Annotated in this window: 13 protein-coding genes and 1 tRNA gene; 10 read left to right on the plus strand and 4 right to left on the minus strand. The window is 71.9% G+C overall.

Annotated features, from left to right (window positions below; genetic code table 11):
* Positions 1-84 precede the first annotated feature (84 nt).
* The 3 genes from K8Z49_RS33040 to K8Z49_RS33050 all read left to right on the plus strand — a co-directional run bounded on the left by K8Z49_RS33040 (position 85) and on the right by K8Z49_RS33050 (position 4,334).
* Entirely contained in the window at positions 85-2,868 is a 2,784-nt protein-coding gene (locus tag K8Z49_RS33040) for a helix-turn-helix transcriptional regulator (RefSeq protein WP_412516047.1), read from the plus strand.
* 526 nt (positions 2,869-3,394) lie between these two features.
* Positions 3,395-3,559 carry a hypothetical protein gene (locus tag K8Z49_RS33045; protein ID WP_412516048.1) on the plus strand — a complete coding sequence of 55 codons (165 nt, stop codon included), beginning with the start codon at positions 3,395-3,397 and terminating at the stop codon, positions 3,557-3,559.
* Between the two features lie 196 nt (positions 3,560-3,755).
* Positions 3,756-4,334 carry a hypothetical protein gene (locus K8Z49_RS33050; RefSeq protein WP_075021118.1) on the plus strand — a complete coding sequence of 193 codons (579 nt, stop codon included), beginning with the start codon at positions 3,756-3,758 and terminating at the stop codon, positions 4,332-4,334.
* Positions 4,335-4,574: 240 nt separating this feature from the next.
* On the opposite strand, the gene K8Z49_RS33055 is transcribed toward K8Z49_RS33050, so the two are convergent.
* Together K8Z49_RS33055 and K8Z49_RS33060 are read right to left on the minus strand one after the other, a co-directional pair.
* Positions 4,575-5,435 (minus strand): hypothetical protein, encoded by an 861-nt coding sequence (locus tag K8Z49_RS33055; protein ID WP_412516049.1) that lies wholly within the window; start codon positions 5,433-5,435, stop codon positions 4,575-4,577.
* Between the two features lie 81 nt (positions 5,436-5,516).
* A complete protein-coding gene (locus K8Z49_RS33060) occupies positions 5,517-6,038 on the minus strand; it encodes a hypothetical protein (RefSeq protein ID WP_152563864.1) in 522 nt (173 codons plus the stop codon).
* A gap of 1,432 nt (positions 6,039-7,470) precedes the next feature.
* On the opposite strand from K8Z49_RS33060, the gene K8Z49_RS33065 reads away from it, so the two are divergent.
* Entirely contained in the window at positions 7,471-8,004 is a 534-nt protein-coding gene (locus K8Z49_RS33065; protein ID WP_412516050.1) for a zinc ribbon domain-containing protein, read from the plus strand.
* Between the two features lie 185 nt (positions 8,005-8,189).
* On the opposite strand, the gene K8Z49_RS33070 is transcribed toward K8Z49_RS33065, so the two are convergent.
* Positions 8,190-8,275, minus strand: a tRNA-Leu gene (locus K8Z49_RS33070).
* A 107-nt stretch (positions 8,276-8,382) separates the two neighbouring features.
* On the opposite strand from K8Z49_RS33070, the gene K8Z49_RS33075 reads away from it, so the two are divergent.
* From K8Z49_RS33075 to K8Z49_RS33085, 3 genes are all read left to right on the plus strand, one after another.
* The gene (locus tag K8Z49_RS33075; RefSeq protein ID WP_021592544.1) at positions 8,383-9,702 is read left to right on the plus strand and encodes a M20/M25/M40 family metallo-hydrolase; all 1,320 of its coding nucleotides are present in this window, start codon (positions 8,383-8,385) and stop codon (positions 9,700-9,702) included.
* A gap of 76 nt (positions 9,703-9,778) precedes the next feature.
* Complete coding sequence (locus K8Z49_RS33080) at positions 9,779-10,456, plus strand: hypothetical protein (protein WP_412516051.1); 678 nt, start codon at positions 9,779-9,781, stop codon at positions 10,454-10,456.
* 136 nt (positions 10,457-10,592) lie between these two features.
* On the plus strand, positions 10,593-13,052 hold the full coding sequence (locus K8Z49_RS33085) for a chaplin family protein (RefSeq protein ID WP_412516052.1): 2,460 nt from the start codon (positions 10,593-10,595) through the stop codon (positions 13,050-13,052).
* Positions 13,053-13,236: 184 nt separating this feature from the next.
* Here K8Z49_RS33085 and K8Z49_RS33090 read toward each other — a convergent pair whose 3' ends face one another.
* On the minus strand, positions 13,237-13,422 hold the full coding sequence (locus K8Z49_RS33090) for a DUF5703 family protein (RefSeq protein ID WP_021596264.1): 186 nt from the start codon (positions 13,420-13,422) through the stop codon (positions 13,237-13,239).
* Positions 13,423-13,678: 256 nt separating this feature from the next.
* Here K8Z49_RS33090 and topA point away from each other — a divergent pair, with 256 nt between their 5' ends.
* From topA to K8Z49_RS33105, 3 genes are read left to right on the plus strand one after another with little or no spacing between them, the layout of a single operon-like run.
* Complete coding sequence (gene topA, locus K8Z49_RS33095) at positions 13,679-16,369, plus strand: type I DNA topoisomerase (protein WP_075021111.1); 2,691 nt, start codon at positions 13,679-13,681, stop codon at positions 16,367-16,369.
* 28 nt (positions 16,370-16,397) lie between these two features.
* Positions 16,398-18,470, plus strand: a complete 2,073-nt coding sequence (gene tmk, locus K8Z49_RS33100) for a dTMP kinase (RefSeq protein ID WP_412516053.1) — start codon at positions 16,398-16,400, stop codon at positions 18,468-18,470.
* Positions 18,471-18,488: 18 nt separating this feature from the next.
* Positions 18,489-19,628 carry a DNA polymerase III subunit delta' gene (locus K8Z49_RS33105; protein WP_412516054.1) on the plus strand — a complete coding sequence of 380 codons (1,140 nt, stop codon included), beginning with the start codon at positions 18,489-18,491 and terminating at the stop codon, positions 19,626-19,628.
* Positions 19,629-19,679: the final 51 nt, after the last annotated feature.

The raw sequence follows: 19,679 nt of genomic DNA on the forward strand, positions 1-19,679 counted from the left end.
CCGACGAAGCACCCTCGCCGCACGGGTGATAGATCGCTTATCCGGGTGATGCACCGGTCGACCGCGGCCGAGCACCCTGGCGGCATGGCGAGCATCAACGAGCGTTCAGCCGACCGGGAGGCCCTGTACGGGCGCGCCGCGGAGCGGGAGATCGTCGGCGACCTGCTCCGGCGCGCCCGTCGAGGAGTCGGCGGGGTGGTGCTGGTGGACGGGGAGCGGGGCAGCGGCAAATCCCTGCTCCTCCGCGATTCCGTCGACGAGGCGGCGGAGCAGGGATTCTCCCTGGCCGCAGCGGCGGCGGACCAGGTGGGCCAGGCGATCGAGCTTTTCGCGTTGCGTGCGGCCCTGCACGAGCCGTCCGCCGATGACGGTCATGCCCCGCAGCACGCGACCGAGCGGTCGATCACGTCGATACGGGCATGCCTCCAACGGCGGGCCGCGATCGCTCCGGTCCTGGTATGCCTCGATGACCTGCAGTGGGCGAGCTCGGCCACACTGGCCGCGCTCCGGACGCTGCCGGGAGACCTCGACGACCGCCCGATCGCGTGGCTGCTGGCCCGGTCGAGCGCACCGCCGCGCATCGCCGACCATCTCTTCGGACTGCTGGAGAAGGACGGCGCCGTCCGGGTCGCCCTGGGCTCGCTGGGTGAGGACGCCGTGGAGGCCATGCTGGCCGACGCGTTCGGCACCGCGCCGGACCGTGCGTTGGCGGACCTCGCCCGCGGGGCCGCCGGCAACCCCGCACTCGTCGCCGGGCTGATCGGCGGTCTGCGTGACGAGGAGGGCGTCCAGATCATCGGCGGGCGCGCCGCGCTCATCTCGTCCCGGCTACCCGGACGCGTTCACGAGCTCGCCCAGCGGTGGCTCGACGACCTCGGCAAGGAAGCCCGGCAACTGCTGGTGACGGCCGCGGTGCTGGGTCCGGCGTTCCGGCTCGCGGACGCCGCCGAGATGCTCGGCAGGACTCCCGCGGCGCTGCTGCCCGCGGTCGAGGAGACGATGGACGCCGCGATCACGACCGCCGCGGAGGACGCGTTCGTCTTCCGGCACGAGCTGCTGCGCCGCGCGCTCGGTGAGATGATCCCGCAACCGGCTCGCACTGCCCTGCATCGTCAGTACGGCGAGATCCTGCTGGCCGACGGCCGATCGGCGGAGGGAGCCGCCGGTCACCTGCTGGCGGCCGCGCGTCCGGCCGACCGCGCCGCGCTGGCCGGCCTGGACGAGGCGGCGGCGCGGGTCCGGGCCTCGGCGCCGCGGGTGGCGGCGGACCTTGCCGCACGAGCCCTGGAGCTGACGCTTCCCGGCGATCCGGCCGCACTGCCCCGCGCGGTCGCCGCCGCGGAGTCGCTGACCGCGGCCGGCCGGCTGGAGCGGGCCGACCGGATCGTCCGTGACCTGCTGGCCCGGCCGCTGCCGCCGGAGACGGAGGATCGGCTGCGGTGCGCGTTGTCCTCGCTCCTGTGCGCCGCGGGCCGGCCCAAGGAGGCCGCCGGACACGCCGAGACGGTACTGGCCCGGCCAGGTCTGGCCGCGAGCCTGCGGGACCAGGCCCTGGCCGCGCACCTCCAGGCTCTGACCGGACTGCGCGACGAGATCACGGGCCCGGCGGCCGACGCCGTGCTGGCCCTTCCCGGCCGGCACGACGGTCACACCGCCGCGGCGGCCCTGGTCGCCCGAGCGGTCGTCGACTGTGACGACGGCCGTGTCGGCCAGGGCCTTGAGAGGTTGCGCCAAGCGGTGCGCAACGAGACGGGGAGTTCCTGCGACGCGCGCGACGTCCAGCCGCTGCTCGCCCTGGCCGCCGTCCTGATCGATCTCCGCCGGTCCGGTGAGGCGGAGAAGATGCTGTGCGCCGCGGATGTTCCGGCGCTGAGGAATCTGCCGGCGGGTGCCGCGGTGCGCCTGCTACGCGGCCGTGTCCACCTGGCCGCCGGACGGTTCGCCGATGCCGCCGCCGAGACCGGCGCGGCCGTGGCGGCCGCCGAAACCCTGGGCGCGCACGGATACGCCGCGACCGCGCACTGCGTGCTGGCCATGATCGAGTTCCGTCGAGGCGACATCGCGGCCGCGTCCCGGCACCTGGCCGCTCGTCCCGCCGCGGGCCCGCAGGTCGCCGACCTCTACGCGCGCGCCGAGAGCCTCATGGCCGAGGCACAGCTCACCGAGGCGGTCGACGGCCCCGCCGCCGCCCTCGGGCACCTTCGCCGGCTCCGTGCCGACCTCCATGCGCGGCCCGGGCTACTGCTCGGTGACCCGACGGCCCCGGCCTGGCTGGCGCGCACCGCGCTGGCCGCAGGCGACCGCGGGCTGGCCGCGGCCACCGCCGACGCCGCGCAGCGCCTCGCGGACGCCCACCCCGACCACCCGGCTCTCACGGCCGCCGCGGCGCACGGCCGGGGCGTCGCCCACCGCGACCCGGCCTCCCTGGCCCAGGCCACCGCGCAACACCCCGGTGCATGGGGCACAACTTCCGCTGCAGAAGACCTCGGCGTCCTGCACGGCGAGCGAGGCGACCAGGACCAGGCGATCCACCGCCTGAAAGAGGCGCTCGACGGATACCGGCAGGTCGGCGCCGACCGTGACCAGGCCCGCGTTCGGCGCCGGCTGCGCGAACTCGGCATCCGCCACCGCCACTGGACGCCCCTCCCCGGCAAGGCGGTCACCGGGTGGAACAGCCTCACCCGCACGGAGCAGACCGTCGCCGAACTCGTCGCTCAGGGGCTGAACAACAAACAGGTCGCCGGCCGCATGTACATCAGCCCCCACACCGTCGCCCACCACCTCCGCCAGGCGTTTCGCAAGCTCAGCATCGCCTCGCGCGTGGAACTCACCCGCATCGTCATCGAACGCACCGCACGCCACACATGACTCAGAAAGATCGAGGCCAGCGCACGACAGAAAGAGCCGCCCTGCTTCCGCAGCGGGCAGGACGCCCACCGGAATGTGTACGGCTCCGTCCAACCCGTTCAGCCGCTCGCGACTCGTGACGATCACTCTGCACTTCGGTTCTGCAGGTAGAAGAGCCCGGATCTGGTCGGAGCTTCTGACGTTGTCGAGAATGAGCAGGACGATCTCTTGAGGTCTCTTACGTCTGTCCGTCCGATTCGCAACTTGGTTTCGTCCGCCTGCGCAATGGCGGAACGCGGCTGGCCGCTTGGGTTCACCGTGGGGGGAACGAGCTGGTCGCGCTCGGACTGGTCGCGCCGGTGCTCGCTGGAGCAGACGACGCCTGGGTCTTGACGTACGCCACTCGGGCCGACGACTACCGAACCACCATTTCGGCCGTGGAGGACTTCGATCGGGTATCCCTGGAAGTGAGCCACGGATCGAAGCGGTTTATTCGTGCGATAACCGGCACGAGGACGGTAAGTACCGGCGCCACGAGATGAGCCTCGTGGACGAGCGGATCGATTCGATCTCGCATCGAAGGCTTCGTGAGTATCCGTCTTGGGCCACCGCCAAGGAACTGGAGTTCGATCAAGGCGCGGTCGCGGCCTGCGCCGATGACCTCGCGAGGAAGATGGCGATCTTCCGATGCGACAGCGAGTACGACGACTGAACGATCACATGAGCTGTGATTGCTGAGGCGGCTGTAAAGTTCGAGGCCAGATCAGGACAACGCCCAGGCAGGAGAAGGCTGCCGTGGTGGTGCGGTGCCCGCTGGGCTGGACGAGCGGTCGCGACACGGAAGGCGGCCGGGACCGGCTGGACACGCAGCGGCGAACTTCGGGGATCCTCGCACCGTCACACCCGGCATGATCGATGATCGGGAGACCTACGTCGTGCCGCACACCTGGCGGCATCCGCTCAGTCTCGCCCTGGTCGCGCTCGCTCTGGTCGCCCTGTGCACCGGTGCTGCGCTCACGGTGATCTGGGACGGGAACATCGGCCCGCGGCAGTTCGCCGTGGTCGCGGCCGCGTTCGGCGTGATGTGCCCGGCCGTGGTGACGCTCGGACGGGCGGGCGGCGCAGCACGCCGCCGGCTGCGCCGCGAGATCGCGTTCTCGGTCACCGGTAAGGGCGTCTGGCTGGGCACCCCCGTCGACCTGCTGATTCCCTGGGAGCAGGTCGCGGCGATCGACGTAGTGCACCATCGATCCCGCGAATGGACGCTGCTGAACTTCCTGGACCTGCCCTGGCGAAGCCAGGTCAGCAAGGGCCGCTACGTATACGTCCACGCTGCCCTACCGCGCACCGGTCCCCCGCTCGCCCGCTTGGAGATCACCGGATGGCGGATGCGGATGGACCGGCTCGCCGACGCCGCCACGCACCACAAGCCCGCGGTACGCACCGCCGAGATCGACGCACTGAGCGCCCCTCAGCGTATGGACTGACCTCGGACGAGTCCGATGATCGCCTGGGAATCCACGGATCCAAAACGACCCGCCCCGGGGCTCACCATGCGACGGCCCCTCGACCTACGGCGAGTCGAGGCTTTGGGCATCCGCGCAGCCAACGTCGAAAATCGGCATGGCAACCGGCATCGGCGCTGTGGCCTGGGGCGATGTGTTCTGGAAACCCGCTCCCGGGTGGGCGGACCCCGGGCTGCCGAGTCGGAGAGTGCCGAGGACTGGTCAGCCGATCCTGGTAGTAGGCGGCACGTTCTGCGCCTCGACGGTGAACACGGCCGCGTAGTGCTCGGCGATCTCGCACCGCGTGATGCCGTCGCCGACCGGCTCGGCCGCCAGCCGGTCCTCGTCGATCATCATGATCGCGGTCCTCGCGGCGCAGCCGGAGAGGACGAAGGCGAAGCGGCGCCCACCCCTCTGACCGGGCGTCCCGCCGCCCAGCCTCGCACCGGGGAGCGACTTGAGGAACCCTTCGAGTTGGTCGGGCTGGCTCACCTCGGCCGCCCGCGCAGAACGGGGCGGCGGCGCGGCGAGCTTCTCGAACGCCACCAGCTTCCCAGGGCTCACCGGGTCGGGACTGCCTGTACGGGCGCCTCCCAGCGTGAGCCCGCCCGGGGGTGCCTTGGCCTTGTCGACGGCGAACATCGCCAGGTTCTTGTAGGGCGTGTCGCACTCCCCGTGTTCGGTCACGCCGGTGAGGTCCATGTTGAGCCGCCCAGGGCCGTCGCTGGTCAGGCGCGCGCCGCGGGCGGTGTCGCAGCCGCCGGTGTAGGAGAACAGCACCACCGCCTCCCGGCCGTAGTCGCGCCGCCCGGCGAGCCTCTCGATATCCCCGGCGTCCGGGGCGCCCCGTTCCGTTTCGGCGAACCATCCGCGCACCGCGCGGGCGTCGGTGCGGCTGCGCAGCACCGTGGACACACTCGGCAGGCCGTGCCCCTGGCGGAAGACCAGCAGCTCGGCCATCACCGTCCGGTCCGGTGGTGCGACGCGCGGGCCGTTCGCCGGCCGGAGGATCGCCGTCGCCGCCCCGGCCAACGCGAGCACGGCGACGACAACACCCGCAGCGATCCCCCTTCTGCCGCTCATGCCGTCTTCGACGGTGCGAATCCGTCTCCGGGTTCCCCTGCTCCCCTGGCGCCGCCGACGAGTTCTTTCTCAAAGATGCACTCAGCTGGTATAACGACGGCCGGCCTCCAGGGTGTCCGGGTCGTATTCGGTACGGAAAGTGTCTCCTGCGAAGACGATCTCGATGGTGCGGGAGCCGGTGAAACGTATCCGTTGCGGAGCTCCCAAGGAAGAGGTCGACCACACGGTCCGTTCCTGGTGGAACGGCTTCCGGCCGGACTGGAGTTTGACCTCCGCTGCGGAGTTCTTACGCAACCCGTCCCTGATGACCAGCACCAGCCGCGTATCACCGTCAGGAGAGACGTCATGGACGCGGCTGCTCCGTACCCCAGAAGCCCCCCACAAGGACAACAGGAGGAACAGGACGCTCAGCAAGAGCGCCACACTCACGCCCGTGAACGCCGCGATCCTTCTCGCGGGCTTGCTCGGAATGGGAACGCTCGCCGTGAGCGCGGCACCGGCGATGACCACCCCGAATGCGACCGACGCGATCCGGCCACCGTAAGCGAAGTTCCACGGGTTGATCAGGAAGAACCAGAACAAGGCCGTTCCGACCGCCGTCACCGCGCCCAGGGTAAGCACCGGTCCGCGTACCTGGCGCGGACGCGTGCTCCGGGTTGTACTCGGCGTCACAGCGTTCCCCTTTTCATGTGATTCCCGTTGAAGAGGCCTGGCTGGTCGCCCCCGATCAGGAGAGCGGTTCCGTGCCCCCCAACTGCGGACTGCCGGCGGGGGGTTCCCACCAGGGTCAGGCTCACCGCTGCACGCTGCACATTGATCCTTTCCCAGGTCTTGGGATCGTTGGTCCGGCGGGGTACGACTGCGGCTCGGTGGTGGCCGGCTGGGTGAAGAACCGGCGGGCAGAGGGAGTGAGCAGAGCGGCGACGGCGACGGTCGCGCTGATCACGCCGCCGATTGTGGCGGCGACAACCAGGGGATGGGGGTCGTTGCCCGATTCCTGGGCGAATCTCACGCAAATCGCCGGTTCGCGAGGGCGGCGGGTACCCAACGCGCGAGCATCACGTACATGGCCAGCCGTACGGGTCCTGGACGTCTCCGTGAGGGTGTGGAATCGGGTGCGTGCATGCCATTCCTTCAGCCGCGGTCGTTCGCTCGTTAGATGCGTCCGCAAAGGGAAATGTTGGTCCGGGGCGGCATGCGGTTCGGGGCGCGGAGTTCCGTCGGGACGAGGTAGGCGGAGGGTTTCCTCGGGTGGAGCCGCGGCGGCAGGCGCGGGCGTATGTGACCGGGCTGCTGGCGCCGGATCGGATGCAGCGCTTGCTGGGCAAACGCCCGCTGGGATGTGTCGGGGATGCGCGATGACCAGCGCGAGTACGTCTTCCAGCACCTCGGGGATGACTCGGGGTGCTGCTCGTGGACGAGGGGATCCAGTGCTGGGTCGTCCTGTCGGGGTCGGGGGAGAGGCCGGTAGTCGTCCGCGTCCGTCCGCGTCCGCACGCTGGCGAACAGTCTTGCGCCGCGCCGTCGACCCCGGCGGCATCCGACCCCGGCACAGCAGGTGTGGGGTCTTGCCCGGTCATCGGGGCCAATCGCTGACAATCCCGTGCGGCCGTGGGCCGTATGACTCCAAACCCCTCCGGCGTGGGGAAGGCGGCCGCTGTGAGCATCGAGTTATACCGTGAGATCTTCGTTGGTGATCAGGCTGAGGCGAGGGAGATTCAGCATCTTGTCGTGCTGCTCTTCGACGGGGCCTTGCTGAGCAGCATGTCTTTTGCGTTCGGGGTGTTCGACCTTGCCGCGCACTACGGGGGCCTTCCTGGGATGGAGGTGGCCGTTGTCGCGGGCGAACCGGACACGACGATCGTGGGCGGCTGGTTGGCCTGCGCGGTTCCTTACGATCTGCGGGCGGTTCGGGACGCCGATCTGGTCATCGTGCCGAACCTGCCGCAGTGCTCGGCCGAGGATCCGCCCGAGCCCGCGCTGGAGGCACTGCGCGCGGCGCAGACCCCGACCCGCAGACGGCGCCGATCGTGCAATGGATGTTCACCCAGCGGGGCTTGGGCAGCGGCAGGTGCAGCGGTGGAACCTGTCCGACGGCTGGGTCATCTCCGCCCGTCCCGCGCACCCGGCACTGGTCAGCGAGTCCGACTTCATCGCGGTCCAGGGCATCCAGACCCTGCGCGGTGCCACCGCCCGCTCGGACCGCTGCTACCTGCTCGCCGGGCTGCTGCGCTGCGGCGTCTGCGGCCGCCGGACGGAATCGTGCTGGGCCAACAACCGGCCCGCGTATCGGTGCCGGCACGGCCACAGCAGCTCGTCGCGCTCAGATCCGGATCGGCCCAAGAACCTCTACGTCCGCGAGGACCACATCCTGCCCCATCTGCCGACCCTGCACCTTCGCCTGACCGGCCTGTCCGATGCCGTGCCGGACGGCGCGTCCCCCGACCCCGGGGAGGTCATCGGCGACCTGCGCACCCGAAAGCTCACGCTCACCTATGAGCCCGAGACCCGCACGTTGCGGACCGGCACCCCGAGGGAGGTGAAGGACACCATCCACCACCGACGCTGACACCGAGGCGCCTCGCGTCGTTGCACGCGCCGTTCCGGCGCAGACTGCGGCTGGTGTGCTCACGGCATCCACAACCACGGCGAAAGGAAGTGATCAAACAGCGAAAAACCAACCCTCTCAGGTGTAAACCAGCCCCGAGAGGCACTCCAGAGTGCCCGGAAATACCCGGATATGTACGAACTGTGTGTCCGAGGGGGGACTTGAACCCCCATGCCCCGTAAAGGGCACTAGCACCTCAAGCTAGCGCGTCTGCCTATTCCGCCACCCGGACCGGTCGCAGGCCGCAGCGGGCTGCGGCGGGCTTCACCATACCAAAGGTGGCGAGTCGCGGCGAAGTCGATCGGCGGGGCACCATGGGACGGTACGCGAGGACACGAGGTGATCACTGTGGCGCACGAGCCGACCGCTGAGGACGAGGTCGTCCGGCTCTGCCAGGAACTCATCCGGATCGACACCAGCAACCCGGGCGATCATTCGGGGCCGGGGGAGCGGGTGGCGGCCGAGTACGTGGCGGAGAAGCTGGAGGAGGTCGGGCTGGAGACGCGGATCTTCGAGTCGCATCCGGGGCGGGCGAGTCTCGTCGCGCGGATCGAGGGGGAGGATCCGGGTCGGGACGCGCTGCTGCTGCACGGGCATCTCGACGTCGTGCCGGCGCGCCGGGAGGACTGGACGCGGGACCCGTTCGGCGGGGAGATCGCGGACGGGTGCGTGTGGGGGCGCGGCGCCGTCGACATGAAGGACATGGACGCGATGATCCTGGCCGTGGCGCGGCAGCGGCTCAGGGAGGGGCGCAGGCCGCCGCGGGACATCGTGCTCGCCTTCCTGGCCGATGAGGAGGCCGGGGGGAACTGGGGTGCGCAGTGGCTGGTGAAGGAGCATCCGGAGCTGTTCGAGGGGTGCACCGAGGCCGTGGGGGAGGTCGGCGGGTTCAGCCTGACGGTGCCCGGGGACCGGCGGATGTACCTCATCGAGACGGCGGAGAAGGGCATCGCGTGGATGAACCTGACCGCCAAGGGGACGGCCGGGCACGGGTCGATGGTGCATCCGGACAACGCGGTCACGGCGGTGGCGGCGGCGGTCGCGCGGCTGGGGGCGCACGAGTTCCCGGTGCAGTTGACGAAGTCGGTGCGGGCCTTCCTGGAGCGGGCGTGCATGGCGTACGGGGTGGAGTTCGATCCGGATCGTCCGGAGAAGTGCCTTGAGCAGATCGGGCCGCTGGCGCGAATGATCGGCGCGACGCTCCGGCACACGCTCAATCCGACGCGGCTGGACGCCGGATACAAGACGAATGTCATTCCGCAGAGTGCCACGGCTCAGATCGACGGACGCTTTTTGCCCGGATATGAGGAGGAGTTCTTCGCGGTCGTGGACGAACTTCTCGGGCCGGATGTCGAGCGGGATTTCGTCCATCATGACCACGCGGTGGAGACGGACTACGAGGGGGCCCTCGTCGCGGCGATGGAGGCGGCGCTGACCTCGGAGGACGCGGGCGCGCTGCCGGTCCCGTACTGCCTGAGCGGCGGGACGGACGCGAAGGCGTTCGCGCGGCTGGGCATGCGGTGCTTCGGATTCGCGCCGCTGAAACTGCCCCCAGAGTTGGACTTTTCCGGAATGTTCCATGGCATTGACGAGCGCGTTCCCGTGGACGGGCTGCGCTTCGGCGTCAGGGTTCTCGACACATTCCTTGATCGCTGCTGAATTTGCCATCACCACTGCGTTCCGTGGTGCTATCGTCACCATTCGTTGACGGGTCCGTCGCAACGGAGGGTGTGTGGTGGCAGGGGACGCGGCGCGGGTCGGGGCGGTCATCGCCCGGCCGCGTCGCGTCTCCGCCGGACGCGCCGTCCGGCGGCTGCTCGTTCTCGGCGGGCTCCTGATCGCGGGCTGGCTCCTCGGGTGCGCGGCGCAGTCCGCGCATGCCGACGAGGGGCCCGCCGCGCCGGCCGAGGTCGTCGCGAAGACGCCCGTCCTCGGGGACGCGGTCACGGCCGTCCATCAGCGTGAACCGGTGCGCGGGGTCGTCCGGGCCGTGGCGAAGAAGGCGCCGCGCGAGGTGCCGGTGCAGCAGGTGGTCTTGCCGGAGGCCTCGAACGATCCGGTGACGGTGCGGGAAACCCCTCCGGCTGCGGCCGCGGGTGAGGTTTCCCAGGCCCAGCGGCCGGCGCGCGAGCTGGACGCGCACCGGGTTTCCAGCGTTTCCGTCGATCGGACGGCCGTCGCCCATGAGGCGCGCCATGCCGTCCAGCAGCATCGGGCGCCCATGCCGGCGCCCGACCACCCCGACGGTGGTTCGACGGTCGGTGGCGTCGTCACCGGCGCCCTGACCGCAGGGCTGCCCGACGTCGGGACATGGGCTCCGGCCCCGCCGCGCGCGGCGCTTCCGCGCGCCTCCTGCGCGATGCCCCCGGCCGTCCGCACCGCCGCGGACGAGCCTTCCTTCGCGCCCGACTAATCCCTGATCACAGTCTCCGGACGCGTGCCCGTGCGGCTCGGGCACGCCGGTCCGGTCATCCGCCGTGCCCTCATGCGCGGCATCCCCCCGAGACACACCTGTCTCTTCACCCTTTTCTCCTTTCGAACGGAGCATCATGCGAACGTGGGCAAAAGGCACATCGCGTGCCGCGGTGCTCACCGCGGGCTTTGTCGCCCTCGGTGTCAGCGCCATCCCCGCCAACGCCTTCGCCGACGTCACGAACGGCGGCGCCGGCGTGCTGAGCGGCAACCAGGTGGACGTCCCCATCTCCGCCCCGGTCGACGTCAGCGGCAACGGCGCCGCGCTGCTCGGCACCACGCACGCCACGTCCCGCGGCGGCGTCAAGGTCCGCAAGCGCGGCGGGGACGGCCGGACGTCCGGTGCGCACGGCATCGCGTCCGGCAACCAGGTCAACGCGCCGATCTCGCTGCCGGTGAACGTCTGCGGGAACGGCGCGGCGGTCCTCGGCGAGGCCGACGCGGGCTGCCGGGGCGGCGCGAGTGTCGGCGGCGGAGGCGCGGGCGGTGGCCAGCGCACCGACGGGACGGGCGGCGTCCTCGCGGGGAACCAGGTGCACGCCCCGATCTCGATCCCGGTCAACGTGTGCGGCAACGCCGTCGCGGTCGCCGGGGAGGCGGTCGGCGGCTGCGAGGGCGGCGCCCGCGTCAAGACCGGCGGCGACACCGGGTCGGGACAGCAGACGTCCGGCATCTTCGGCGTCGGCGCCGGCAACCAGGCGGACGTCCCGATCAGCGTGCCCGTGGACATGTGCGGCAACGCGGTCGGCAACGCGGCGGCGGCGTGCGAGGGCGGCGCGTCCGTCCGCAACGGCGGCCACCGGACGGGACGGCAGACCACGGCGGGCGACCTCGGCGTGATCGCCGGAAACCAGGGCAACGCCCCCGTCAGCATCCGGCTGACCGTCTGCGGCAACGCCGCGGCGGTCGCCGGGCAGGCCGCCGCGTTCTGCGAGGGCGGCGCGCACGCGCGCAGCAGTTCCGGCGGCGACCAGCGCACGTCCGGCGTGGGTGGGATCCTGGCCGGAAACCAGGGAAACACGCCGGTCACCGCCCCGGCCGAGGTCTGCGGCAACGCCGCGGCCGTCGTGGGCCTGGCGGGCGCGAGCTGCAACGGCCAGACGCTCGTCGAGGGTTCGCAGGGCTCCGGCGCCAAGACGTCCGGTGACCACGGAGTCGGCGGCGGCAACCAGGCGAACGCCCTGGTCAAGGCCCCCGCCGACGCCTGTGGAAACGCGGCCGCGATCGTCGGCCTCGCCTCCGGCCTGTGCCAGGACGGTCCCGGCTACGGCGGCTACCAGCCCTACTCCCGGACGACCGGCACCGTCCCCGCCATGGGCGGCCTGCCGAGCGAGAACACGCTGCCCAAGGCGGACGGCGTGCGCGGCCTCACCAAGCTCGTCGCCGTCCCCACGGTGGACACTCCGCGCCTACCCGCCGGGCACCAGTTCAAGGGCACGAAGAACCTGAAGGCCGCGCGGCACGGCGGGACCACGCTCCCGAAGCCCCGCCCCGCCACGGCCATCGCCGGCGAGGGCCTGGACACCGTGCACGACGAGCCGCTGGCCGTCTCGCTGCTCGACACCCAGGCGCTCCCGGGCGGCATCGGCCTCCCGAAGCTGAACGCCCGCCACGCCGGAAACCCCGGGGTCAACGGCGTGAACGGCCTCTCCCACCCGCTCCCCGAGACGGACGGCCTGGCAGAGGTCAACGCGCAGCCCGCGATCGTCGGCCACTCCCAGGTGACCGACCGCCACACGACGGACGCCCTGCCGGGAGTCGAGTCCCTCTCAGCCGAGCGGCGTGGGGCGGGCGCACTGCCCGGTGTAAACGGTCTGCCCAAGGCTGGTGGGCTGGTCGCGCTGCCGCGGACGCACGGTCTGCCCAGGCTGAGCGTGCTGCCCGTGGGCGGCGGGTCCCTCTCGGGGGAGCGGCGTGAAGCAAGTGCGCTGCCCGGTGTGAGCGGTCTGCCCAACGCCGGTGGTCTCGTGGCGCTGCCGAAGGCGGACGGTCTGTCGGGGGTTCGCGTGCTGCCCGTGGGTGGCAAGGCGCTCTCGGCTGAGCGGCGTGGGGTGGGCGGGCTGCCCCCGGTGAGTGCGCTGGCTCGGGTGGATGGGCTGCCCAGCCTGTTCGCGGTGCCCCGGACGGACGCCCTCGTCCAGGATGGCGGCCAGAAGACCCTGGTCGCGGACGGTGCGCTGGGCGAGACCGTGGACGGTGTCCGGGCCCTGGTTCCCGGGGGCGGAGCGGCCGGACGGCCGCTGGCGGCCGCGGGCTCGAACGCGCGGTCTCACGGCACGCCGAAGCTTCCGCTGCGGAACCTGCCGGGCGGGCGCGTGCTGCCCGCCACGCCGGTCAGCACGGACGGCATGCTCCGGCCGGGCGGGCAGGTGCCCGTGACGAGTGAGATCGGCCCGGTCGCGGGGGTCGCGGCGAAGGGCGCGGCCCCGTCCGGCAAGGACTCCGGTTCGGTGTGGGTGCTGGCGGTGTCCGGGGTGCTGGCCTTCGCGGCCGGAACGCTGGCGCTGGCCCGCCGCCTCCGCGTGGGCCGCCGCTAGCCGGCCGGCGGGCGTGGCGGTGCGGCCACGCGCACGGCGAGCGGCCACGCGCACGGCGAGCGGAAGACTTCGCCCGTCCCGGGAGGCGCGGCCCGGGGCGGGCGAACCGCTGCAGGCGGGGGTGACGATGCGTCAAGCGGACCGAACGTGGTGCTACGCTCCGGGCGATGCCACGGGGGAACGGTCAGAAAGTGCGGACGGCGCGGATGACCTTGCGGCGAAGCTGAATACGTCGGCGGCCGTCCGGGTACAGGCGCAACCGATCGATCTCCCAGCCGCCGCGTTCCGCGTGCTCGGTGAGGATCTGCCGGGCGGTATCACGCGTGGTGCCGCGCGGCAGCGACAGGACGAGGTAGGTGTACTCCGCCATTGAGACCATTATTACGTGGTCGACCGGGCGTGCGGCACCCGACCGCGGCGTCCGCGTCCGCGCGGCGGCCGGGGGCATGTCATCCTGTCGGAGGCGCGCGACGGTGAGAATCCCGTCCCTCCCCAGGGGGCGGCACGATGATCGCGAGGCGGCGGGGAAGGACCCACGGGATTGAACGCGCCGTCATGCGACGTTGTACGAAGCCGGTAAGAAAGAGCCTGTGTAAGAGGACCGAGACAGCGAGGTTGGAGCGACTGTGCCAGCCAAGAACGGCACCGCGAACAGTGGCCGGGGCAATGGCTCCGGGACCCGCCTGGTGATCGTCGAGTCGCCTGCGAAGGCGAAGACGATCGCCGGGTACCTGGGCCGTGGCTACATCGTGGAGTCCAGTATCGGCCATATCCGGGACCTCCCGGGAAGCGCCTCGGAGGTGCCGGCCAAGTACAAGGGCGAGCCGTGGGCCAAGCTCGGCGTGAACGTCGAGCAGGACTTCGAGCCGCTCTATGTGGTCAACACCGACAAGCGGCAGCAGGTGCAGAAGCTCAAGAAGCTGCTCGCGGAGGCCGACGAGCTGTTCCTCGCGACGGACGAGGACCGGGAGGGCGAGGCGATCGCCTGGCACCTCCAGGACGTCCTGAAGCCGAAGGTCCCCGTGCACCGGATGGTCTTCAACGAGATCACCAAGGACGCGATCCAGCGCGCCGCCGCGAACCCGCGCCAGCTGAACATGCGCCTGGTGGACGCGCAGGAGACGCGCCGGATCCTGGACCGCCTCTACGGGTACGAGGTCAGCCCCGTCCTGTGGAAGAAGGTCATGCCGAAGCTGTCGGCGGGCCGGGTGCAGTCGGTGGCGACGCGCCTGGTCGTCGAGCGGGAGCGGGAGCGGATCGCGTTCGTCCCCGCCCACTACTGGGACATCGCGGCGCAGTTCGACACCGGTAAGGACGAGGAGCCGAAGGTCTTCAAGGCCGGGCTCGTCTCGGTGGACGACAAGCGCGTCGCGCAGGGCCGCGACTTCGCGTCCGACGGCACCCTGAAGACCAGGGACGCGCTGCACCTGGACGAGGCCGCCGCCCGCGCCCTGGCCGAGCGGCTGCGGGACCGCCCGTACGAGGTCAAGTCGGTCGAGCGCAAGCCGTACACGCGCCGCCCGTACCCCCCGTTTCGGACGACGACCCTCCAGCAGGAGGCCAGCCGCAAGCTGAACTTCTCCGCGAAGTACACGATGTCGGTCGCGCAGAAGCTGTACGAGAACGGCTTCATCACCTACATGCGCACCGACTCGATCACGCTGTCGGAGACGGCGATCACGGCGGCCCGCAGGCAGGCGGCGAGCCTGTTCGGCGGCGAGTACGTTCCGGACAAGCCGCGCGTTTACGCGTCCAAGGTGAAGAACGCCCAGGAGGCGCACGAGGCGATCCGCCCGGCGGGCGACACGTTCCGGACGCCGGCCGAGACGGGCCTGTCCGGCGACCAGTTCCGCCTCTACGAGCTGATCTGGAAGCGGACGATCGCGTCCCAGATGAAGGACGCCGTGGGCCAGTCGGTGTCGATCCGCGTCACCGGGCTCTCGACGCAGAACGAGCGGGCCGAGTTCGGCGCGACCGGCAAGACGATCACGTTCCACGGGTTCCTCAAGGCGTACGTGGAGAGCGCGGACGACCCGTCCACCGACCGGGACGACCAGGAGCGGCGGCTGCCGAACCTGGCGGAGGGCGACCCGCTGACCGCGGACGCGGTGGACGCGGAGGGCCACTCGACCCGCCCGCCGGCCCGCTACACCGAGGCCAGCCTGGTCAAGGAGCTGGAGGAGCGGGAGATCGGCCGCCCGTCCACCTACGCTTCGATCATCGGGACGATCCTGGCGCGCGAGTACGTGTTCAAGAAGGGCACGGCGCTCGTCCCGTCGTTTCTGGCATTCGCCGTGGTGAACCTGCTGGAGCAGCACTTCGGCAACCTGGTCGACTACGACTTCACCGCGCACATGGAGGACGGTCTCGACGAGATCGCCCGCGGTGAGGCCGAGCGCGTCCGCTGGCTGACCCGGTTCTACTTCGGCGACAACGGCGAAGAGGGCCTGAAGGAGTTGGTAGGCGACATCGGCGACATCGACGCCAAGGGCATCAGCTCTTTCCCGATCAAGGGCACCGACATCGTGGTCCGGGTCGGCCGGTACGGCTCCTACCTCGACCGCGACGGGGAACGCGTCAACATCCCCGACGACATCGCGCCGGACGAGCTGACCGCCGAGAAGGCCGAAGAGCTGATGGCGCAGCCGTCGGGCGACCGGGAGCTCGGCAAGGACCCGGAGACGGGCCACACGATCGTCGCGAAGTCGGGGCGGTTCGGGCCGTACGTCACCGAGATCCTGCCCGAGCCGGCGCCGCCCGCCGAGGGGAAGAAGCGGACGAAGAAGGCCGATACCCCCAAGCCGCGCACGGGTTCCCTGTTCAAGTCGATGTCGCTCGACACGATCACGCTCGACGATGCGCTGAAGCTGCTGTCCCTGCCGCGCACGCTGGGCGAGCTGGACGGCGAGCCGGTGACCGCGCAGAACGGCCGGTTCGGTCCCTACATCAAGAAGGGCACCGACAGCCGGTCGCTCGGCTCGGAGGACGAGCTGTTCACCGTCACGCTGGAGCAGGCGAAGGAGCTGTTCGCGCAGCCGAAGCAGCGCGGACGGCGGGCCGCGGCCGCGGCGCCGCTCCGCGAGCTGGGCAAGGATCCGGCGAGCGAGAAGCCGGTGGTGGTGAAGGAGGGCCGGTTCGGCCCGTACGTCACCGACGGTGAGACGAACGCGAGCCTGCGCAAGGGCGACGAGGTCGAGTCGATCACGATCCAGCGCGCCGCCGAGCTGCTCGCCGAGCGCCGGGAGAAGGTGGCCGCGGGCGGCGGGAAGAAGAAGACGGCGACGCGCCGCCGAACCTCCGCAAAGTCCGGCTCCTAGGGACATCCACGCCGATACCCTGACCGACATGACCAGAACGGGCGCACCCCGGCCGCACCCCGCAGCGTCACCGCCGCCGGGCGTTTCGTCACTGTCCTCGATCGCGCCGTTCCGGCGGCTGCGGAGCGTGCTGGCGCTGTCCTGCCTCGCGCAGTGGCTCAGCGTGCCCGCGCTGACCGCGATGGCGGCGACGCTGACCCGCGACGACGGCGCCGCGACGCAGGCGCAGGCGGTCGGCGGCACGCTGGCCGTGATGCTGCTGCCCGCGGTGCTGCTCGCACCGCTCGGCGGCGTGCTCGCCGCCCGCGTCGACCGCCGGCTGATGCTGATGATCGCGGACGTGCTGCGGCTGGTGGTCGTCGTCACCGTGCCGCTCGTCGGCATGCTGCCGTGGACGCTGGCCGCCGCGTTCCTGGTGTCCTGCCTGAGCCTGGTGTGGTTCCCGGCGGCGCGCGCGTCCCTGCCCGCCCTGGTCCCGGACGAGGAGCTGCGCGCCGCCGCCCGCCGCGCCGCGACCCGCGTGATCGTCGCTCCGGCGCCCGCCGCCGCGCTGCTGTTCGCCGTCCTCGCCCTCATCGCGGACGGGACGCTCGGCACCGGCTCCCGCGCCGACCTGGCGCTCTACGCGACCGCCGCGGTGTTCCTGGCCTCGGCCGGCGCGACCGCCACGATCCGCGAGATCCCGTTCGCCGAGCCCGCCGCGGCCGGCGCGCCGCTGAAGCTGATCTTCCAGGGGCCGGGGACGGCCGCCGCCCGCGGGCTCGGCCTCGCGATCGCCGGCGCGTCCGTCACGGCCGGCGCGATCCTCGCCGCGGCCCGCGTCCACGCCGGTGAGCTGGGCGGCGGCGACGCCGGGTACGGCACCGTCCTGACCGGGCTCACTGCCGGCACCGGCTTCGGGCTGTTCCTCGGGCCGCGCGTCCTCGTCCCGTTCAGCCGCCGGCGCCTCCTCGGCCTCGCCGTGATCGCCGCCGCGCTGGCGCTGGCCGTGCTCGCCCTCGTCCAGAACCTCGTCGTCGTGGTGTTCATGACGGCGTTCCTGGGGGTGTTCGCCGGGGCCGCCTGGTCGAACGCCAAGGCGGCGGTGAACGACCCCGACGCGCCGGAGGACACCCGCCCGTCCGCCTACCCGCGGTCGGTCGCGCTCGTCACCGTGCTCCTCGCGGCCGCCGGCGTCCCGCTGATCGCCGGGGCGGTCGGCTCGCACCGGATCGACCTCGGCGGCGGCGTGTACGACGTCCACGGGTCCGGCGTCGCGCTGCTGGTCGCGGCGGTCGTCGCGCTGGTGTCCGGCCTCCTCGCGTACCGGCGGCTGGACGACCGGCGCGGCATCCCGCTCGTCCCCGACCTGCGCGCCGCCCTGCACGGCGAGATCTACACCCCGCCCGAACAGGCCGTCGCCGCGCCCCAGCAGCCCGTCCACCGGAACCGCGGCGTGTTCATCGCGTTCGAGGGCGGCGAGGGCGCGGGCAAGACGACGCAGGCGCGGCTCGCCGCGATCTGGCTGCGCGACCACGGCTACGACGTCGTCACCACGCACGAGCCCGGCGCCACCAAGATCGGGATGCGGCTGCGGGCGATGCTGCTCGACCGCGACACCACCGGCCTGTCCGTCCGCGGCGAGACCCTGCTGTACGCGGCCGACCGCGCCGACCACGTGGCCAACGTGATCAAGCCGGCGATGGACCGCGGCGCGATCGTGGTCAGCGACCGCTACGTCGACTCGTCCCTGGCCTACCAGGGGTTCGGCCGGCAGCAGGCCGTGGAGGACATCGCCCGCGTCAACGCGTGGGCGACCGGCGGCCTCGTCCCGGACCTGACCGTCCTGCTGGAGATCCCGCCGCAGACGGGCCTCGGCCGGCTGCCGGCCCCCGCCGACCGCATGGAGTCGGAGTCGGCGGACTTTCACGAGCGCGTCCGCGCCGGGTTCCGCGCCCTCGCCGAGGCCGACCCGGACCGCTACCTGATCCTGGAGGCGAGCCGCCCGCAGGCCGAGCTGACCCGCGAGATCCAGTACCGGATCCGCGAGATCCTGCCCGACCCGATCCCGGCGGGCACCGAGGACGCCACGAGCACGTTCCCGGTCATCACCGACTACTGACCCGGCTAGCCTCTCTCCATGAGCGTGTGGGACGACCTGGTCGGGCAGGAGCCCGTCATCGCGCAGCTGTCCGCGGCCGCCGGCGGGACGGGCGGCGTGGCGCACGCGTGGCTGTTCACCGGGCCGCCCGGTTCCGGCCGCGTCGCCGCCGCGCGGGCGTTCGCGGCGGCGCTGCAGTGCACGGAGACGCCGCGCGGGTGCGGGCACTGCGCGTCCTGCCACCAGATCCTCCAGGGGACGCACGCGGACGTCGAGGTCGTCCGCCCGGAGGGCCTGTCGTTCGGCGTCAAGGACGCGCGGGCGCTCGTGCTGCGGGCGTCGTCGTCGCCGAGCGGGGGCCGCTGGCAGGTGGTGCTGTTCGAGGACGCCGACCGGGCCACCGAGGGCGCCGCGAACGCGCTGCTGAAGGCGATCGAGGAGCCGCCGGCGCGGACGGTGTGGCTGCTGTGCACGCCGTCGCCGGAGGACCTGCTGGTGACGATCCGGTCCCGCTGCCGGCTGGTGACGCTGCAGACCCCGCCGATCGCGGCGATCGCGGACTTCCTCGTCCAGCGGGACGGCGTCGACCGCGACACCGCCGACGTGGTGGCGCGGGCCGCGCAGGGCCACATCAGCCGGGCCCGCCGCCTCGCCGCCGACCCGGCGATGCGCCAGGTGCGCGACGGCGTGGTGGCGATCCCGCGCCGGCTGACCGGGGTGAGCCCGGCGGTCGCGGCGGCGGAGACCCTCGTGAAGGCGGCGGAGGCGGAGCGGGACGCGCAGACGGCGGAGCTGAACGAGACCGAGACGTCCGCGCTGCGCAAGGCGCTCGGCGAGAGCGAGAAGGGCCGCATGCCGCGCGGGACGGCGGGCGCCCTCAAGGACCTTGAGGCCCGGCAGAAGTCGCGGGCGACGCGGGTCCTGCGGGACGCCCTGGACCGGACGCTGCTCGACCTCGCGTCCTACTACCGCGACCTGCTGACGCTGCAGCTCGGGGCGGGCGGCGAGCTGGTGAACATCGAGCTCGGGCCGGAGCTGCGGACGGCGGCGGGCAACGGCCGCCCGGAGGACACCCTCCGCCGCCTTGACGCGATCATGGACTGCCGGGAGCGGCTGGCGGCGAACGTCAACCCGCAGTTGGCGTTCGAGGCCCTCACGCTCGCTCTGCGGACCGGCTGACACCCACTGGGCGGACGGCGCCGAGCGGACCATTCGGCCGTGGTCGCACCG

Source organism: Actinomadura madurae, assembly GCF_047130825.1.
Classification (GTDB): domain Bacteria; phylum Actinomycetota; class Actinomycetes; order Streptosporangiales; family Streptosporangiaceae; genus Spirillospora; species Spirillospora madurae.

Excerpts from the sequence above, each read along its gene's own strand:
- K8Z49_RS33040 (WP_412516047.1), top strand. The coding sequence starts at position 85 with ATGGCGAGCATCAACGAGCGTTCAGCCGACCGGGAGGCCCTGTACGGG.
- K8Z49_RS33050 (WP_075021118.1), top strand. The coding sequence starts at position 3,756 with ATGATCGATGATCGGGAGACCTACGTCGTGCCGCACACCTGGCGGCAT.
- K8Z49_RS33055 (WP_412516049.1), bottom strand. The coding sequence starts at position 5,435 with ATGAGCGGCAGAAGGGGGATCGCTGCGGGTGTTGTCGTCGCCGTGCTC.
- K8Z49_RS33065 (WP_412516050.1), top strand. The coding sequence starts at position 7,471 with ATGGATGTTCACCCAGCGGGGCTTGGGCAGCGGCAGGTGCAGCGGTGG.
- K8Z49_RS33085 (WP_412516052.1), top strand. The coding sequence starts at position 10,593 with ATGCGAACGTGGGCAAAAGGCACATCGCGTGCCGCGGTGCTCACCGCG.
- K8Z49_RS33090 (WP_021596264.1), bottom strand. The coding sequence starts at position 13,422 with ATGGCGGAGTACACCTACCTCGTCCTGTCGCTGCCGCGCGGCACCACG.
- tmk (WP_412516053.1), top strand. The coding sequence starts at position 16,398 with ATGACCAGAACGGGCGCACCCCGGCCGCACCCCGCAGCGTCACCGCCG.
- K8Z49_RS33105 (WP_412516054.1), top strand. The coding sequence starts at position 18,489 with ATGAGCGTGTGGGACGACCTGGTCGGGCAGGAGCCCGTCATCGCGCAG.